General features: G+C 31.3%; 16 protein-coding genes and 2 tRNA genes. 7 read left to right on the top strand and 11 right to left on the bottom strand.

The window, feature by feature from the left end; translation table 11 throughout:
• Positions 1–51: 51 nt before the first annotated feature.
• The 4 genes from FZC35_RS02680 to fabZ all read left to right on the top strand — a co-directional run bounded on the left by FZC35_RS02680 (position 52) and on the right by fabZ (position 4,694).
• On the top strand, positions 52–966 hold the full coding sequence (locus FZC35_RS02680) for a M50 family metallopeptidase (protein WP_172619038.1): 915 nt from the start codon (positions 52–54) through the stop codon (positions 964–966).
• Positions 963–3,515, top strand: coding sequence for a BamA/OMP85 family outer membrane protein (locus FZC35_RS02675; protein ID WP_148981100.1), 2,553 nt, complete (start codon positions 963–965; stop codon positions 3,513–3,515). The genes FZC35_RS02680 and FZC35_RS02675 overlap by 4 nt, the downstream gene beginning before the upstream one ends.
• A 193-nt stretch (positions 3,516–3,708) precedes the next feature.
• Positions 3,709–4,254: an OmpH family outer membrane protein gene (locus tag FZC35_RS02670; protein ID WP_148981099.1), complete on the top strand. Its 546-nt coding sequence runs from the start codon at positions 3,709–3,711 to the stop codon at positions 4,252–4,254.
• A complete protein-coding gene (gene fabZ, locus FZC35_RS02665) occupies positions 4,251–4,694 on the top strand; it encodes a 3-hydroxyacyl-ACP dehydratase FabZ (protein WP_172619037.1) in 444 nt (147 codons plus the stop codon). Before FZC35_RS02670 ends, fabZ begins: the two co-directional genes overlap by 4 nt.
• 1,038 nt (positions 4,695–5,732) lie before the next feature.
• Here fabZ and rplQ read toward each other — a convergent pair.
• From rplQ to FZC35_RS02645, 4 genes are read right to left on the bottom strand one after another with little or no spacing between them, the layout of a single operon-like run.
• Positions 5,733–6,083, bottom strand: a complete 351-nt coding sequence (gene rplQ, locus FZC35_RS02660; RefSeq protein ID WP_148981097.1) for a 50S ribosomal protein L17 — start codon at positions 6,081–6,083, stop codon at positions 5,733–5,735.
• On the bottom strand, positions 6,083–7,291 hold the full coding sequence (locus tag FZC35_RS02655; RefSeq protein ID WP_148981096.1) for a DNA-directed RNA polymerase subunit alpha: 1,209 nt from the start codon (positions 7,289–7,291) through the stop codon (positions 6,083–6,085). Before FZC35_RS02655 ends, rplQ begins: the two co-directional genes overlap by 1 nt.
• Entirely contained in the window at positions 7,257–7,640 is a 384-nt protein-coding gene (rpsK, locus tag FZC35_RS02650; RefSeq protein ID WP_148981095.1) for a 30S ribosomal protein S11, read from the bottom strand. Before rpsK ends, FZC35_RS02655 begins: the two co-directional genes overlap by 35 nt.
• Positions 7,640–7,993 (bottom strand): ribosomal protein uS13, encoded by a 354-nt coding sequence (locus tag FZC35_RS02645; protein WP_148981094.1) that lies wholly within the window; start codon positions 7,991–7,993, stop codon positions 7,640–7,642. The genes rpsK and FZC35_RS02645 overlap by 1 nt, the downstream gene beginning before the upstream one ends.
• Positions 7,994–8,375: 382 nt before the next feature.
• Here FZC35_RS02645 and FZC35_RS02640 point away from each other — a divergent pair, with 382 nt between their 5' ends.
• Positions 8,376–9,797 carry a cryptochrome/photolyase family protein gene (locus FZC35_RS02640; protein WP_216362648.1) on the top strand — a complete coding sequence of 474 codons (1,422 nt, stop codon included), beginning with the start codon at positions 8,376–8,378 and terminating at the stop codon, positions 9,795–9,797.
• A gap of 410 nt (positions 9,798–10,207) precedes the next feature.
• On the opposite strand, the gene FZC35_RS02635 is transcribed toward FZC35_RS02640, so the two are convergent.
• Together FZC35_RS02635 and FZC35_RS02630 are read right to left on the bottom strand one after the other, a co-directional pair.
• Positions 10,208–10,295 (bottom strand) — tRNA-Ser (locus tag FZC35_RS02635).
• Between the two features lie 7 nt (positions 10,296–10,302).
• Positions 10,303–10,376, bottom strand: a tRNA-Pro gene (locus tag FZC35_RS02630).
• Positions 10,377–10,604: 228 nt separating this feature from the next.
• Between FZC35_RS02630 and FZC35_RS02625 the strand changes: the two genes are divergently transcribed.
• Together FZC35_RS02625 and FZC35_RS02620 are read left to right on the top strand one after the other, a co-directional pair.
• The gene (locus FZC35_RS02625; RefSeq protein WP_148981093.1) at positions 10,605–11,903 is read left to right on the top strand and encodes a hypothetical protein; all 1,299 of its coding nucleotides are present in this window, start codon (positions 10,605–10,607) and stop codon (positions 11,901–11,903) included.
• Between the two features lie 36 nt (positions 11,904–11,939).
• A complete protein-coding gene (locus tag FZC35_RS02620) occupies positions 11,940–12,545 on the top strand; it encodes a hypothetical protein (protein WP_148981092.1) in 606 nt (201 codons plus the stop codon).
• Positions 12,546–12,630: 85 nt separating this feature from the next.
• Here the strand turns inward: FZC35_RS02620 and FZC35_RS02615 are convergent, their stop codons facing one another.
• The 5 genes from FZC35_RS02615 to FZC35_RS02595 all read right to left on the bottom strand — a co-directional run bounded on the left by FZC35_RS02615 (position 12,631) and on the right by FZC35_RS02595 (position 18,627).
• Positions 12,631–13,179 carry a toxin-antitoxin system YwqK family antitoxin gene (locus FZC35_RS02615; protein ID WP_148981091.1) on the bottom strand — a complete coding sequence of 183 codons (549 nt, stop codon included), beginning with the start codon at positions 13,177–13,179 and terminating at the stop codon, positions 12,631–12,633.
• Positions 13,179–16,343, bottom strand: a complete 3,165-nt coding sequence (locus FZC35_RS02610) for a type VI secretion system Vgr family protein (protein ID WP_148981090.1) — start codon at positions 16,341–16,343, stop codon at positions 13,179–13,181. Before FZC35_RS02610 ends, FZC35_RS02615 begins: the two co-directional genes overlap by 1 nt.
• A gap of 36 nt (positions 16,344–16,379) precedes the next feature.
• Positions 16,380–17,675 (bottom strand): hypothetical protein, encoded by a 1,296-nt coding sequence (locus FZC35_RS02605; RefSeq protein ID WP_148981089.1) that lies wholly within the window; start codon positions 17,673–17,675, stop codon positions 16,380–16,382.
• A gap of 164 nt (positions 17,676–17,839) precedes the next feature.
• Positions 17,840–18,292 (bottom strand): ribonuclease HI, encoded by a 453-nt coding sequence (gene rnhA, locus FZC35_RS02600; RefSeq protein WP_148981088.1) that lies wholly within the window; start codon positions 18,290–18,292, stop codon positions 17,840–17,842.
• Positions 18,289–18,627 carry a YraN family protein gene (locus FZC35_RS02595; RefSeq protein ID WP_148981087.1) on the bottom strand — a complete coding sequence of 113 codons (339 nt, stop codon included), beginning with the start codon at positions 18,625–18,627 and terminating at the stop codon, positions 18,289–18,291. Before FZC35_RS02595 ends, rnhA begins: the two co-directional genes overlap by 4 nt.
• Between the last annotated feature and the right edge of the window lie 28 nt (positions 18,628–18,655).

The raw sequence follows: 18,655 nt of genomic DNA, 5'->3' as shown, positions 1-18,655 counted from the left end.
TATTGGTTAAAATGCATCATGCATCATAATGTATTCAATTTAATTTTTACAATGTTATCAATAAGTATAGTTGTTATATTTCATGAACTAGGACATTACCTAGTTGCAAGAATGAACAAGGCTACAGTAAAGGAATTCTCTGTTGGGTTTGGTCCAGATATTATTTCTTATACAGATAAAAGACAAACGAAATGGACAATAAAAATGCTTCCACTAGGAGGGTATGTTCATTGCGAAGAGGGGAATTTAAAATTCTTATCAAAAATCATTCTATATTTAGGTGGGCCAATGGGAAATTTTGTTTTTTCTGCACTAGTTTCATCATTTTTGTTTTTACAATTTGGAACTCAAGAGCAAAAATTATATCTTCATAATCAGGAAATTATTTCAATAAATAAATTAAATGATCAATTTCAACAAAAAGAAAATCTATTAGATAGTGCAAAAATTTCTCAAGAAACAATTGAATCAAGTAATTCAGATGAAGCTAGGGTTGCTAGATATAAAGTCATTTTTGCTGATAAAACTGAAAAATTAATAGAAGGCATCAAGAATATTGAAAGCAAAATTTCATATAAAAAAATTGGATTTATTCAATCTATCGCAAAAGGGACAAAGTATTCTTATATGCTATTTTATCTTAATGCAAAAAATCTTATTCTATCAATCAAAAATATGTCATTAAAAGGAATTGGAGGTCCATTAAAGGTTCTTAAGGCAACCAATTCTGTTGTGTCTAAGTATGAATATAAAGATATTTTAATGTGGCTTATCATGCTTTCTGCAGGATTGGGTGTAATTAATTTATTACCTGTTTTGCCTTTAGATGGAGGAAGAATAGCATACGAGTTATTCAATTTAATAAGCAGCAAATTAGCTCAAATATTTTGCTACACTACAATGTATTTGGGTTTAGGGATCATGATACTTATAATGTTGTCAGACTTAAAAGGAATGATATTGTGAGTCTCTTTATATTTTTATTTCTTCTAACTTCTGGAATCACTTTAAATTGCGACTCTTCATCTAAATCAATTGATGTTATGGAAAAACATAGCAAGAGATCTTATGTAATTTCTGGAAATAAAAGAATATCAAAAGATTTGATTGTTTCAATATTGGATTCTATAGATGAATTAAACAAAGACGATATTATTTCTTCTTTAAGTGAACAGGGTTATTTTGAAGACATAAAAGTTAGTAGAAAAAATGACCAATGGATTGTAAGCGTGAAAGAGTTTCCTATTTTAGGAAAAGTGACTTACGAAGTAAAAAATTCAAACCCAATAGAGTGGGAGGCTTTAACTAAATTAAAAAAAAGAAGCTTTGTGTCTCCGCAAACCATTAAAGCAACTGAAGAAACAATAAGAATGCAGTATCAAATCATGGAAGAGACATCTTATGTTGAAGTTAAATCATATTCCAATGAAGAAAATGGGAAAATTGATTTGAAATTTGTTGTAATGGTTGAAAAGCCTAAAAACATAAATAAGGTAATTTTTATTGGAAACAAAGAAATTAGCACTGAAGATTTATATGATCAGATTGCTAAAAAACACAGAGCTATTTTAAAGTTATTTATCACAAAGAGCATTAGCTTTTCATCGTTAGATCAAAGCAAAGAGCAAATTGAAGGGCACGCTTATAATTTAGGTTATTTAGATTTTAGAGTAAATTCTATGACAGTGGAAAAAGTAAAAAATGAAAAAATTCTAGTTGTGAACTTATTTGAAGGAAAGCAATATACGGTAAAAAATGTAAGTATTTCGTCAAGCATAGAAAAGAATTATGCTGCTTTTCTATTACAAGAAATAAAGAAATTGATAGCATGCAAAGATCTATTTTCACATGAAAAGATCAACAAGGCGAAGCAATTAATTAAAGATAGACTTGCATATAAGTATGGGAGAAACTATAAAGTAAATCATAAAATTGACAAAAAGAACAATGAAGCTAGTATAGAATTTAACGCCGAAGAGGAAAAGCCAAAAATACTGAACAATATTATTATCAACGGAAATGTTAGAACTCATACTGATGTCATTTTGAAGAGAATTACATTAAATCCTGGTGATATTATTTCTGACAAAGAAATTTTAAGAACTAAAAAGAATCTTGTTTGGTCTGGATTTTGTGATAATGTTCAAATAAACGTTGAGGATAACAAAGATAATTCCGACCTTATTATGGATTATAAAGAAAAAAGCACTGGAAGTTTGGTATTTAAACTTAGCGCTGCATTGCAGAAAAAGATGGAATATTCATTTACGTTTGGGTATAGCGATGTTAATTTCTTAGGATTGGGAAAAAGCTTGCAGAGCAATGTGTCTATATCTAGAGAATCAAGGTCATTTGGCTTTGAGATTGAAGAAAGATTTGTAAATGGAAAGCCTGTTCATGTTTTTGCAGGAGCAGATGTATTTTTTCTTCCAGCTGTAGAAGACAACTCTTTTATAGACAATAGAATCAATTTCAATACTTGGTCAGATCAATCTCCAGATAGCTATAGAATATTGTCAGAAAGAATTAGGTATTCAGATATACTTGAAAAAACTCAGAATACAGAAAATGATAAATATGCCAAGTTATCTTTATCAGAAAAAAAGCCAGACAAAGTAGAAAAAGACGACAAAAAAGTTTATTGGTCTGAAAATTCAAAAACCATAGAAACAAAAACAAAAGGCATAGAGTTTAGAGCAGGAATTCATTCTTCTCATAAGAAGCATGGGCTTTCATTGTCAATTTCTCCAAGTTTTAAGCATATAGAAGTAGTGGATAACTCTACATACGCTAAAGATTCAGATGAAATGTATTCAAAGGGTGTGGGAATTACAAGATTTTTTGACAAAGATATAAAGAAATTTGACAAGCATAAGAGTCAAGTTGCTCTTAATATTGGTCATGCATTTTCCATGTCTGATTTAGCGGAAAAATACACTTTTAGCACAAAAATAGGATCAACTATTAATGTTGGAACTTCTAATTTTCTTAAGAATAATATAAGAATGCAGATAACAAGATATTATGGAGAGAAATACAATGTTTCATTAGAAGTAAATGGTGGGCACATTACGCCAATTTATAATTACAGCTGGATGGATAATTTTAAATCTGCAAATATAAGGGGATTTGATATTCATGGACCAAGAGATGCGATTAGGTATAATGTTCTTGGAGGAAAGAAATTTTTAAGCTCTGGAATTATGTTTAATGCCCCTTTAATGCTTCCTAAAGCATTTGAAGCAAGATGGTTTGCGTTTGCAGATATTGGGTCGCTGTGGGATTGTGGATTAAGCGCGCGAAGAGTTCCTGAATCATTATGCGAAATGAGAGGATGGGATAAAAATACAGCAGATATATCTCAAAATAAATTTAAGATAGTTTCTTCTTGTGGAATAGGAATGGAATTTAAGGTAGCTGTGCTAAAAATGGCAATATCGTTAAACTACCCTATTTGCGGAGGGAAGTCTCCACTTAATTCATTTCAAAGCTTTAATATAGGTTTGACTCAGTAGTTTAGTTGCTATATTTTTTAAATCATCATTTTTCCTGATTGGAGCAACTTATTGCGCTTAGTTTTATAGCTTTGCCATTTTATTTTTCTTACTCTCAATACAGTTTTGCATTTTTCACCCTAACCAGCTTTCAATTTCGTTTGGCACTTTAAATAGAGATCAATTTAGATTAATCTATTAATTAGGAGGATCTATGTTACATAAGGTCATAATTTGCTCGCTTGTTTGTTGCGTGCTTAATTCACAGGCAGACACAACTTCTTCTGATAATAAATCTGAACGGTCTGGAATTTTGGTTATTGATATGGAGAAGATTGCTTATTCATCAAATATAATTAGAAAATTACAACAAAGACTTAAAAGAGAAAAAATTGAATTTGATAAAGAATGTGAAGAAAAAAAGAAAAATCTTAAAAAGATGGAAGAAGAGCTAAGAAATAAGCAGAAAATTGCAAAAAGCGAAGCTCAAAAGAATGAAATTAAAGAGTTAGAAAAAAAATTACAAAAGCAGAAACAAGATTTCCAGTCAGAAATTGATGCAAAAGCAGATGAAATGGAATTAATGCACCAAAAAGCATTAAATGATCTTGGTGAAAAAATGCGAAGAGCTGGTAAAAAAATATTAAAAAAGAAAAATGGATCTATCATATTGCCTGCAAATCATGTGGTTGCTCATTCTGAAGATGTGCAAGATGCAACAGATGAAATGATCGCTGAATCAAATTCAGAAGAGGATTGATTTTGCTTAATATCGATCAAATCAAAGCTTTAATACCTCACAGAGATCCATTTTTATTCCTTGATAGAGTTCAGGAAGTAGAATTATGGAAATCAGCAATAGGGTACAGAACTTTTTCCTCAAGTGAGAATTTTTTTGTTGGGCATTTTCCTGATTATCATGTAGTTCCTGGAGTTATATTGATAGAAGCTATGGCTCAATTAGCTACTCTATGCGTTGCATACTCTTATGAAAAAGAAGGGCAAAAAAAACCTTCAGGAGTTGCTTTTATGAGCATAGATCAGGCGAAATTTAGAAAGCCAGTTGAGGAAAATGATACAGTTAAGTTTATTGTAAATCAAGAAAAAGGAAGAGGATCTATTTTTCAATTTACAGGAACAGGGTTCATAGATGATACTAAAGTATGCGAAGCAAAATTCATGGCAATGAGCAAAAAATAAACACGCTTCATATATTAGTTTTATTCATATGTTTTTTTATTAACACACATCTGCTTAATTGTTTATGAAATGTGAAATTTATTTCACAATGCTTTTTTACATCGTTCTTCTGAATAAATTTACAATGAATCTCAGTTTGTTTAAGTTTGTTTAAGTTTGTTTAAGTTTGTTTAAGTTTGTTTAAGTTTTCTAATGCTGTTAATTGATTGCACACAAGCAAATGATATAAAATATATCTTAATATAAATTTTAACATAGTGTTTGAGGTTTTTTCTTTGATAGAATGGAAAATAAATGCTATTTACAATTTATGATCTAGTGATTTTTATTGAGCTCTTCAAGATAGAGTCTAAATAAAAAAACAAGAGATTGTTTATTAATTTAAAAAATCCAAAATTAAATTATAAATTAAAATCTATAAATAAATACAAGAAATGATATGATTGGCCTGATTTATGCGACTTTCATTGGCTTGTTATTGCTTTTGCAAAATAATAAATTAAAGCCTTAAAATGAACTACCTTTTCTAATTAACCTTTGTTGTCTCTATGAGTTTTTGATAAATAGATCGCAAATTCATTTTCTTATGCGATTATCTTGCATAGTTTTCTATATGATTTTTTTTGACACTTTTCAATCCTAATAATCTAAATCCAATTTTAATAAGTTCTCATTATTTTTTAATTCATGATATAAATTTGAACTTTTCGTTGTTTTGATTTGAATCGTAAAAAAATTCATTCAATCTAAAGAAATAAATGGAATTTGTTGAGGTTTGTAGAAAAATACAAATGATCCCAATAAAGCATAATTAAATGAAATTATAGAAAAGTAGATTGAAAAAAAATAAGATAAGAATCATGCATTTAATGATAGCTTCACAATGAAATAGCGATATAAAATAATTGACAATCAGTTGATAATTATTATAGTTTGCTGAAAAAAATCAAACGAATAATTTATATTTCCTTCTTAACTAAGCTAAAAACTAATATAAATCTACTTTTACTTAAAGTTTTATTATAATTTCGAATGAAATTATACTAATTCAATAACAGAAATTGGAGCTCCATCACCTTGACGATATCCAATTTTAACAGTTCTGGTGTATCCACCATTTCTGTCTTTATACATCTCAGAAATTTTTTGAGAAACCTCTTTAACATATTCTTTGCTTCTAAAAACACCAACTAATCTTCTTATTGAAGCTAGATCGCCTTTTTTCATTAAGGTGATCATCTTTTCTGCAAAAGGCCTGCAAGCAGCTATTTTTGCTTTAGTAGAATGAATTTTTCCATGCAAAAGGAGAGATCTGGCAAGATTCATAATCAAAGCCTTTCTGTTTCCTTGTTTTCTATTTAACTTTACCTTACTTACGCAATGACGCATTATAACACTCCTTTAGGTCTTATTGTTTCCCAATTATCTATTTTAGTTTCTAAGTAAAATTTATAATTAGCATACAAAGAATCTTTAATTTCACTGATAGTTTTCTTTCCATATCCAGCTACAGAAAGCAAGCGCTTTTCATTTGATATAACAAGATCTCCTATATAAACAAATTCCAAGGCATCTATAAGATTTTGAGCTCTATTGGACAAATTTAATGCAGAGCTAATTTCATGAGACCATCTTTCGTCAACTGTGTCATCTTGATCCACAACACTTTTTTCAGATTGGTTTTGATTCATTAGCTCATCAAACAAGTCTCGCAAAATAGAACAAGATTTATTAACAGCAACTGAAGACTGAACGGTTCCATTTGTTTCTACATTTAGAGTTAATTGATCATAGTCAGTTCTTTGACCAACTCTAACATTGCTTATTTCACAAGCTACCCTTCTTATTGGGCTAAAAGAGGCGTCAACTTTGATAAACCCATCAGGAATATCTAATGAATTTGAAGAAGCGTATCCTTTTCCTAATTTAACAAAAATCTCAATCTCAATTTCAGTGTCTTTGGATAAATGACATATATGTTGATCAGGATTTAAAATCTCAACAGATAAATCAGAATCATCTAGTTCGTCAGCAATATCGCTAGACTCAACCTCTTTTGAGCTATCATCATTTGTTTCATTTTCATTGGATTCTTCAGAATCTAAATTATCAGAAGAGCTTTCACTTTCATCAAAATTCAAATCATCAGACAAGTCTTCATCTTTAGCTGAGTTTAGGGAATCAAAAGAAATTTTCTCTCTATTGATTACTAAAGAAAACATTCCAGCTGTAACTTGACCATCTTTAGCTTTTAATGACATGGTAAATTCATTTAAATTGGATTTAAATATCATTTTTTTCATGTTTATAACTATGTATTTAACATCTTCATGAGCTCCATCAATAGATGAAAACACATTGTTAACGCCTTTGATTTTGAACCCAACTAATCCTAATCCAGGAATTGAAGAAAGCAAAACTCTTCTAATAGAGTTTCCTACAGTAACTCCATATCCAGGATCCAGAGGTCCAAAAACAACAGATTCTGTATTTTTATTATTAGAACTTACAAAAGATGAGTCTTGTTCTTCAGTAAATGAAGAATTTAACATTATATTCTTATCAGACACGACGTCTCCTACGCATTCTAACTCCATTAAATGGAAAACTAGTTCTATCTGCTATTGTTTTTACCATGAATCCTCTAGTTTGAAATGTTTTCAATGCAGCGTCTCTACCATTTCCTAACCCTCTAAATATAATAGATATGCTTTTTACGCTAAATCCATCCATTTTATTAGATAGGTCTTCTGCGGCAGCTTGTGAGGCAAAAGGGGTAGCTTTTCTAGCTCCTTTAAATCCAACTGCACCAGGGGAAGACCATGCAACAACAGCTTTAGTTTTGTCTGAAAAAGCTGTCATTATAGTATTATTAGAACTTGAACTGATATGAACCATAACATGAGAATGAATTTCTTTTTTACTTCTTTTAGTTACTCTAACCATTACATCACTTTCTTTCTACGTCTAGCAGATTTAGCATTTGATTTGGTTCTTTGTCCATTAACAGGAAGTCCATATAGATGTCTCCTGCCTCTCAAACTACCATTTGCTTGCAGTCTTTTGATATTTTCATTAATTTCTCTTTGAAGATCAGGACCAATAACAAATCCATGCTTTTCAATAGTTTTACCTAATTGCACAGCATGTGAATCATCTAAGTCTTTCACTCTAACAGAGTCTTCTATTTTCATATCTTCGCATATAAGTCTAGCTCTATATTCACCAACGCCATAGATAGCTCTCAAAGCATATCTAAAAACTTTATTTTTAGGCAAGACGAAACCGTAAATTCTCATTTAGAGACCTCCAACAACGAGATTATAAATAAAAAGGCTCAATATATCAAGTTAAAGTTAAGCATTTTTTGATTTGGCTTTATTGATTTTAAATTATTTGAGGATAACTTTATATGTTTTTAGTTATTGCAAATAGTTAAAATGGAATAAGGGTTTAGTTCTCACTTGCTCTATTTCTTTAGCTTTTTCTTCTTGATTATTAGATTTTTGCGTGTGATTTAATATAAAAGAAGAAGAGTTTAATTTAAATTTTTCGCGTTTCACTCTAAATCTATTGAATATATTTATTAAATTTTACTTGTTTCCTATGGTGCATGCAATAAATATTGAAATAATGCGTAACTAATTGCTAAAAATAATTATATTCAATTATATTGGTATTGTGAAAAAGATTTCCATAGCTTGGTTTAGGCAGGATTTAAGATTATCTGATAATTTATCTGTTGTTGCAGCATCTAATTTAGGAGACATCCTTCCTATTTATATATTAGATGATTACTATGTTCCTGACTCATTTAAAATTGGCAGCGCTAGCAAGATATGGTTGCATCATTCACTTGATATGTTAAACAAGTCTTTAAATGGAAACCTTAATATATATTCAGGAGTGTCAAGTAAGATTATTGAAGAAATTATTGAAAAATATAATGTTAGCAATGTTTTTTGCAATTTATGTTATGAGCCTTGGAGCGCAATGCAAGCAAATGACGTTAAAATGGTTTGCAATAAAAGATTTGTTAATTATAAAGAATTCAACAGTAATTATTTGTGGAATCCAGATGATATATTAAAAAATGATCAAAGTTATTATAAAGTTTTTTCTGCATATAAAAATAAGTCTTACTTGCTTTCTCCGCGCAAGGCAGTAGAAAATTTAAAAAAAATCAGCACTATCAAAGATATTGAAAATAAAACCACTTTGTTGGATCTAGATTTAATTCCGATGAAGGAAAAATGGCATCAAAAAATTTTAGAATCATGCGATATAGGAGAGATGGCAGCGCAAAATAAGTTTAGTTATTTTGTAAAAAACAAGCTTTCTGGATATAAAAAAGATAGAGATTATCCAGCAAAAAATTCCACATCTCTGTTATCTGCTCATTTACATTTTGGCGAAATATCTCCTTCTAAAGTTTGGGAATATATTAGCAATGTTGGAAAGTTGCATGCAATAGATTGCGATATAGATCATTTTTTAAGTGAAATAATATGGAGAGAGTTTTCATGTTACTTATTGCACCATTCTAAGAATATTCATAAAGATAATTTTAATAGTAAATTTGACAACTTTCCATGGAAGAGTAATGAAAAGCATTTAAAAGCATGGCAATATGGAAATACTGGATATCCAATTATTGATGCAGGAATGCGTCAGTTATGGAAAACAGGATATATGCATAATAGAATTAGAATGGTGACTGCATCATTCTTGGTAAAAAATTTAAATATTCATTGGCATGAAGGAAGAGATTGGTTTTGGGATTGCTTGGTTGACGCAGATCTTGCTAATAATAGCGCAAGCTGGCAATGGGTTGCTGGCAGTGGGGTTGATGCGTCTCCATATTTTAGGATTTTTAACCCAATCATTCAGGGAGAAAAATTTGACAAACATGGTGATTATACTAAGAAATTTGTACCTGAATTAAGTAATTTGCCTGATAAATATTTGTTTAAGCCTTGGGAGGCTACTGAGGAAGTTTTAAAATCAGCTGGAATAATTTTGGGAGAAACTTATCCAAATCCCATTGTTGATTTAGCAGATTCCAGAAACAAGGCTCTTGATTTGTATAGAGGGTTAAAATAGCAGATTTATAATTGTTAGAAATTTTAAATGATTTAATAACAATGAGAAATGAAAAAAGTTTTTATATTTTAGCAAATTATATGAGATTTATAGTAATTTTTTGAATAACCAAAAAACAAATTTACTTGACATAGTTCGTTGAGCATATTTTAATTATGACTAAATTTTTCATTTAATTCAAAATCTCATTCCAGCTCGCTACGCTCTCTTGATAAATTTGCATTACATTTAAATTTACTCTCTTCGCTGCGCTCAGTTAACTTCTATTTATCGTTTTCTCTCAAAATCTTATTTTTAATTCTTAGATTTTTGCGGGCGACTAATACGGAAGAAGAGGGATTTAACTTCCACTCATTCCATTCGTTTCGTTCTTCCCTCTTTTATTCTTAGATTTTTGCGGGCGACTAATACGGAAGAAGAGGGATTCGAACCCTCGATACGGTGAAACCGTATACATGCTTTCCAGGCATGCGCCTTCAGCCACTCGGCCACTCTTCCTAATCAATCGGGGCGAGAAGATTCGAACTTCCGACCCCCTGCTCCCAAAGCAGATGCGCTACCAGACTGCGCTACGCCCCGCAAAAGAATGTTACAACATGTATTGACAAAAAACAATCTAAAAGAACTGCATTTACGTAATGTATTTGTCGATAATTTGAAATGCATTGAATTAGGCATTAATATACATTAAAACATTAAAAATGAATTTAGAATTACCTTTTATTGGTTAATTTATTAGTCAAACATCATTTTTCATTGACAATTACTTTTTGTGGGGTAAGATTGTAGTAATTTAGGGGGGTTGTTATGAAGAACCTGAGAATTTTGATACTAGCTATGATGTTAGTTGGAGCGAGAGAGTCTATATTTGCTGGAGAAGGGGATTTGAGTGAAAATCCTAGCAGAGTTGATATAGATGAGAAATCAGAAAGTTCAAATGATGAAAATCGTTTTGATTTCTATACTCAAGAATTGTATGAAGAATACTTAGATGAAACTAAGAAATTGTGCCCAAATGAATCTAATGGCAAGTATAAATTGATGATATATTTGCAAATGTCTAAAGGTAATGATGATGATAGTTTTGTTATTTCGCTCAAAAAGTATGATGAGCAGGGATTGCAAAATATGCTGGATTATAAATTATCATCATTTGATGACAAAACAGAATATATGATAGTGCGATATATTTATGAGATTAAATCGAATCTTCCAGAAGATGCATCTGTATTAACTTCAGCAATAGAGCAGATGGCCGATGATATACATCAATCTAAGCTAAGCGAGTTGATTGAGTTTGCAGATTACTTGCTAAAGAGTCATGAGAATGGTGAGGTAGTGGACTGGAAGCTAGAAGCAAAGAGAGCACAGTTTCACATCAATCCCCCAACAGATAAAGATGATCTGGAAGATGTATTCCTGTACCAAAGAGATCAAAAGGTTAGAAAAATGAGAGGGGCTTTGAGACAATGTCTTTCAGGATTAGGAGCTAGAAGACATGTAGATAATGAAGATTTGAAAGAACTTTTTTCTCAAGATGAAGAGCAATGCTTTCAATTCATGCTTGATATAATAGCAGATTATGACAGATGCTCTTATATAAGATTATGTGATCTAAGATGTCCTAGCGATCAAGAAGAAGCAAGCACTATTCGATATCTATTAAGTGCTTTAGATTTAGAAATAGATCCTATATTTGAAGAATACAAAGCTAAGTTCAAGAAGATGCGCCAAGAAGAAACAGATGCAATGTGGTCAGATAAGTCTAAAGCTCCTAAAGTTAGCCAAGATCTAGATGAATCAGATAAAATTGCAATGACAAGAACATATATAAGAGACGATTTATACCATTTCATATTTAATGAATACATTGCAGTTGCTTTGAGTAAAGAGCTTGGTAAGATAAATGAAGAAAATAAAGACAATCAACTTAATATCAATCAAATATCATTCAATATATGCAATGCTTCGCAAGGCACGACCATTTATTATATTAAACATGGAGAAGCTGCCAAAGAACACATCGATGCATTTGTAAAATCTTATGTTATGCCAAAAGCAGAAGTTTTTGCTAAAAACTATGTTGAGAATTTAAAGAAATCTTAAGATAATCTTAATCAATGAAGCCTATGCTTTGTCAAAATGCAAAACATATCTGGTGGTAAAAGAAAAAGAGGAAGTGATGATGACATTCAATCTACTGTAGTAGTTGAAGATAATCGTCGTATTGTTAAAGTAGAAAATAAGCAAGAGCAGGTAGAGCCTGATTCTAAGAAGCAAAAGAAAGCTGATCCGTATAATATAGAATGGGTCGCAACATTTAACTATGACTTAACCGATAAACCAGAAGACTATGTTGGTCATGTGTTTGTTTTAAATATACAAGAAGGTTTATCTGAAGCTTTTTGTGTAAATGGATCAGGATCTTTTAAAAATAAGCAAGAAAATATGGTTGGCAAGAAAGTTAGACTTGGATTAAGTATTGGAATACCTGGTCTAGATACTAAATGTTGGCATGGCGTTGTAAATAAATGGGAATACTTAAGAGATAGTAGCGCTAAAGATGTAGATGGCAAGAAAATACATCACTATATGTATAAGTTTAGCATAATTCCTGAAATACAATTTAAGTTAAGCACAAAACGAAGCAGAGTTTTCTTCCCATCTGGTGATGATCAATCGTATTCAGATAATCAAGATATTAAGTTTAATAGAGCAAAGTTGATGAATGCGTCTTTTGTAAATTAAGATTATACAAAACTATAAATGAAATTCCAATATTGTATAAATATCTATAAATTATTACTATTTTCTTTGGTAGGGCAAATACACTTTAATCGAAGAATTCTTCTTTGATAATGTTTCCATCTAAGTCAAATTGCTTCCAGGATCCATTTTTGTCTCCTGCAAAATATTCTCCAATTTCAAAAATATTTGTAGATTTTGGATAGTATATAATTGAAATTCCTTCCAATAAATCATCTTTATAATTTTCTTCTTTTGATAGATATTCATTATTAAAAACAAAGAATTTCCCATGTTTCTTTTCATCTTTATAAAATCCTATTTGTGATAATTTCCCTTTTTCAAAAACATACATAGGCCCATTTGGCTTTTCATTCTTATAATTCATAATTAAATTCAAAGATCCATTTTTATATATTTCTACTGCGCCAAAAATCTTCCCATCTTTGTAATTTATTCTTTGAGAAATCTTCCCATCTTTATAATATATACTTTCCCCATTTCTCACTCCATCCTGCATTGCATGTTTTTCAATAGTTTTTCCATCTACTATCACTTCTTCAAAATCATTGCTAGAAATCGTATTCTCTGAATCACATGCTAGTTGTTGATTTTTTATTATTTGCTCAATATTCATTAGTTTATATTCACTATTCCTGCGTTGATATTCATCATCGCTGACGCCTCAATATCTGCCGTTGTTTCACTTTTCATCTCTATATTTCCTCCCTTAATGCTCAGATTTCCACCAGCTTCCAAGCTCAAATTACCTGCAGATTTAATCGAGAAATCAGTTGCCTGATATGAAATTTGACTTGCCTCAATCTCCATATTTCCTCCCACAATTTTTATAGTATAGTTTCCATTAACAATAGTTATATCTTTGTTTCCAGTAATATTTTCTTTTTGATCTCCTTGATTCATATTTATCTTCATATCTCCTTTTTCAATACTAATTTCAACATCCCCATCTTGTAATTTGATCTCCTGATTTCCTTTCTGCAGATCTAGTTTATAATTCCCCTCTTCAATTTTATTAATTATATCTCCATTTTTTAGCTCTGTAAGAAAATTCTTCGCCTCTTCAGATTCAAGTTTTATTTCCTTATTTCCTTTTTTAATAATCAGAATATCATTTCCAGAGCCGTCTGTTGGATCATCCTCGCCTAGAATCTCTACTTTTCTATCACCTTTGCTAATAGTTAATTCATCTGAACCGCTTCCTATACTAGATTTGCGCGTATCTTTAATAATCTGTTCATAATCTTTTTCAGCATGAAGAAAAACCTTTTCCTCATTTGCTTTATCCTCAAAGCTAAGCTCATTAAATCCTTTTTCTTCTCCTTCTTCAACATCTTTTAAAGACTCCGTTTTGATTCCAGTTTTCGCTGTAACTTCTTCAGTTTCCACTAAATTATATGGAGGCATTGTTGAGCGATTATACAAACATCCCATCACAATCGGCTTGCTAGGATTGCCATTTTCGAATGAAATTATAACCTCTTGACCAACGCGAGGTACAAAAAATCCTCCCCATTCATTTCCAGCTCCTCCCCATTGAGCTACACGAACCCAAATTGCTTGCTGAAGTTTTTCTCCATCACTTAAATCTTTTCTCGCGCTATCCCAATGAAAATAAACCTTCACATGACCCATATGATTAGTATAAATTTTCTGATCTTCCCCTCCAACAACAATTCCAGTTTGAATTCCAAGAATTTTCCTTTGAGGAATTGGCAAAATCTTAAATGGCTGATCTATTTTTGCAAACACAGCTTCATTTTCATAACGCAACTCCATATCATCCAAATCTGCAGATTCGGGGTCTGCATTATTTACAACTTCGTAGCTCAAATTATGAACAGCTCGCTTTACATAATATTGCCCATTCATATCTAAATCAGGGTGATGTGTAAGGACAAATTTATATCCAGGGCTAATTTCTTGACGATAAGTTTTCGCATAATATTCCGTCTCAGTAGATTGGGCATGCTGTTTATATAGCTCATTATAATCATTTACTCGTTTCTCAGATGTAAAATTCTCATTATAGTAATTCTGAATTCTACTGCTTCCTTTTTCTGAATTTGCACTTTCACTTTCAGAAAAACTGCCTCCACCTTCACTTTGATCTTGCTCACGAAGAACATTACGCTTTTCTGGATCATAATCAGGATTATATCCATAAAGTTGTGGAGCAGGCTGAACGAATTGATTCACTTCATGCCATTGAGAAATATATTGATCATCTGCTCGCTTCAAATTTGCATTGCTATAATATAATGGCTTTGAATCAGTGAATGGATCGCTCAAATCAAAAACCTTATTCTCATCGCCACGTGTTACATGAGGAATTGTTTTATCATCGCTTTTATTCTGGATATTTTCGTTATTCCCTACGTCAGAATCAGAATTTCCTGCAGAACTATTAGAAGTTTCATTAGATTTAAGTGATTTCTGCTTACTTTTATGAACTTTAATCGCTTCCTCATCATATGAGCCATCTGGCTTATAGCCTAAAATCGCATTTTCATATCCTAGATAAGTTTTATATGGTTTGGATTCGGCTGAAGACTCTTCATTTTCTTGCGACTCATAATCCTCATCATCTTCGTCTTCCTCAAATCTTCCAAAATCCTCGAATGCATTGTCAGAATCTCCTCCTTGAGGATTACTATAAAACACCATTCCAGTATGATAATCAGTATGTTCGAAGCAATAATACACTCCAAACTCCCTGCACAATCTATTTAAAAATTCCCAATCCGTCTCATCATACTGCACAATATACTCAGGAAACTCTTCTTCATCTGTTTGTGAAAAGTTAGTTTTATCTTCGTAATTGAAAAATGGGCGCTTGGGTGGGCATTTATGTTTTGTTGCTTCTTCTTCCTTTTCAATTGCATTCTTTTGAGAGTTATCTGCACCTTTGATTGGTATCTTCCCATCAAATTTGCTCAATTTACCAAAAGCATCAACAAGTTTAATTTGCACTGCAATGTTGTTTGATATACCATTTTTCTCATCTAATTTTTCAAGAAGCCCTCTATCAACTTTATTTTCTGGATCAGTATTTTCCCTATTTCCAACTAAATAATCATAGAATGAGTATATAGCATCATATTCTTCATATATACTTTTCTTTCTTTTTTCATTTGGAGGATTATCTTGTAAATCAACTCCATTATCTTTAATCAGTTTTTCTGCAACATAATTCATCAATTTTGCCCTATTAAACTTGATATCTTGATTATCAGAATATGACTGATCATCACCAGATGGGAAGAAAACTCTGCTTCGTTTTGTGCTTAACTTAAATTGTATTTCAGGAATTATGCTAAACTTATACATATAGTGATGTATTTTCTTGCCATCTACATCTTTAGCGCTACTATCTCTTAAGTATTCCCATTTATTTACAACGCCATGCCAACATTTAGTATCTAGACCAGGTATTCCAATACTTAATCCAAGTCTAACTTTCTTGCCAACCATATTTTCTTGCTTATTTTTAAAAGATCCTGATCCATTTACACAAAAAGCTTCAGATAAACCTTCTTGTATATTTAAAACAAACACATGACCAACATAGTCTTCTGGTTTATCGGTTAAGTCATAGTTAAATGTTGCGACCCATTCTATATTATACGGATCAGCTTTCTTTTGCTTCTTAGAATCAGGCTCTACCTGCTCTTGCTTATTTTCTACTTTAACAATACGACGATTATCTTCAACTACTACAGTAGATTGAATATCATCATCACTTCCTCTTTTTCTTTTACCGCCAGATATGTTTTGCATTTTGACAAAGCATAGACTTCATTGATTAAGATTATCTTAAGATTTCTTTAAATTCTCAACATAGTTTTTAGCAAAAACTTCTGCTCTTGGCATAACATAAGATTTTACGAATGCATCGATGTGTTCTTTGGCAGCTTCGTATGCTCCATACTTAATATGATGAATCGCTATTTTTTGATTGCCATTACATGTTTCAAATGCAATCCCTCCTAGTGATAGAGTTTCTGCGCTTAATGAGCAATCTTTATAACTTTTATTCTCTTCAGTTATCTTGTTAAATTCAACAACAAGCGCATCTTTCAAATAATTATTAAATATAAATTCATGCAATTCTCCAATACCATACAAACATATCATTGCATTGATATCTGATTCATCTAGATCTGGGCTAACTTTAGGAGCTTTAGACTTATCTGACCACATTGCATCTGTTTCTTCTTGGCGCATTTTCTTAAACTCATCTTTGTATTTAGCAAAGATTGGGTTTATATCTAACTCTAAGGATTCAAATAACCATCTTATAACTCTTTCTTCTTCGATTGAGCTTGGATTTGATGGGAATAATCTCTTTCTAAAAACATTATCATTTGCTTCAAATGCATCAATGATTGCTTTCTTGCATTGCTCTTTATCTTCCGAAAACATCTTAGATAAATCTTCATGAGAAAGATCGCTGCTATAACTAATTGCCCCAATAAACTTCCTCAAAGCCCCTCTCATTTTTCTAACCTTTTGATCTCTTTGGTACAGGAATACATCTTCCAGATCATCTTTATCTGTTGGGGGATTGATGTGAAACTGTGCTCTCTTTGCTTCTAGCTTCCAGTCCACTACTTCACCATTCTCATGACTCTTTAGCAAGTAATCTGCAAACTCAATCAACTCGCTTAGCTTAGATTGATGTATATCATCGGCCATACCATGTATAGAATCTACCAAAACTTGAGCTCCAGAAATCTCACTCAATGCATGCCTTGTCTTGTATGCATAATTAACTAATTCCAATCTTACTCTATGCTTTCCTTCTTCCCAACCAAGTTGCTCATCAAGCATCTTAGATATAGAAATCGCATATCTCCCCCCAGCGCCTTTGTTAGCTAATACTATAAAATATAGCCTTTCTTTTTCTGCATGAGATTTCTTTGGGCAAATCTTCTCAATAGACTTCATCCCTTTTTCATACAAAGTTGGACTAAACTTATCCAATATTCCTTTTTTAGCCTTTACCTCTACTATACTAGGATTTTCACTCAAATCCCCTTCTCCAGCAAATATAGACTCTCTCGCTCCAACTAACATCATAGCTAGTATCAAAATTCTCAGGTTCTTCATAACAACCCCCCTAAATTACTACAATCTTACCCCACAAGAAGTAATTGTCAATGAAAAATGATGTTTTTTGATGATGAAATGAAATATTTGTATAAAAATATGTGAAAATAAATTTTTGATATTAGTTAAAATCAAGTAATATATTTATAGATAAGAGATCTTATTTATTTGCATGTGCAGCTTGCATGCTTGTCTGCAGCGCATCTAGCAGCTTCATCAACTATGTTATGTAGCTCATGATCTTGATGTCCTTTTGTCCAAATAAAATTTAACGACATGCTTGGTATTATTTTGTCCAATTCCATCCATAAATCTTTATTTTTAACAGGTGTTTTTGCTGCTGTTTGCCAATTGTTTCGCTTCCAATTTGCCATCCAAGATTTTACTCCATTGATCACATACTGACTATCCATCGTGACGTCTAAACTTTCCTTAGATTGCTGAGAAAAATATTTTAATCCAGATATTAATGCTTGTAACTCCATTCTATTATTTGTCGTTTTTTCTTCATATCCAGAATGAATATCTTTATTTTCTCCATTTTGCAACATGAAAGCCCAGCCTCCTCGGCCAGGGTTTCCTAAGCAAGATCCATCAGTAATTAAGTGCCATGTCATATGTATCTCATTCTAAACTTTTTATGCCAGAAAATATACTTTATTTTTAATTCGCAGTTTTCATATTTTGAATTTGATTTTAACCACCAATAATAGGTTCTTTCTAATCTATTTTGATATTTTGATTCTGTGAAATGATAAGCATTTTCTATATTTTTTCTGTATTTAACCTCATTTACAAATACAAAACTTCCTTTTTTGGATATTATATCGATTTCTCCTACGGGAGTTTTAAATCTCCATTTTAATATTTTATGACCCCTAAGAAATAAAATAACAACTGATAATAATTCGTAAAAAATTCCCTTGTGATATGAGTTTGTTGTAAAAATCATTATGAAAATTATATAAATAAATTATTTT

The sequence above is a fragment of the Candidatus Cytomitobacter indipagum genome (genome assembly GCF_008189285.1).
GTDB classification, from domain to species: Bacteria; Pseudomonadota; Alphaproteobacteria; order CAJXXZ01; family 1604HC; genus Cytomitobacter; species Cytomitobacter indipagum.
This window is presented reverse-complemented; position numbering and strand designations above follow the sequence as displayed.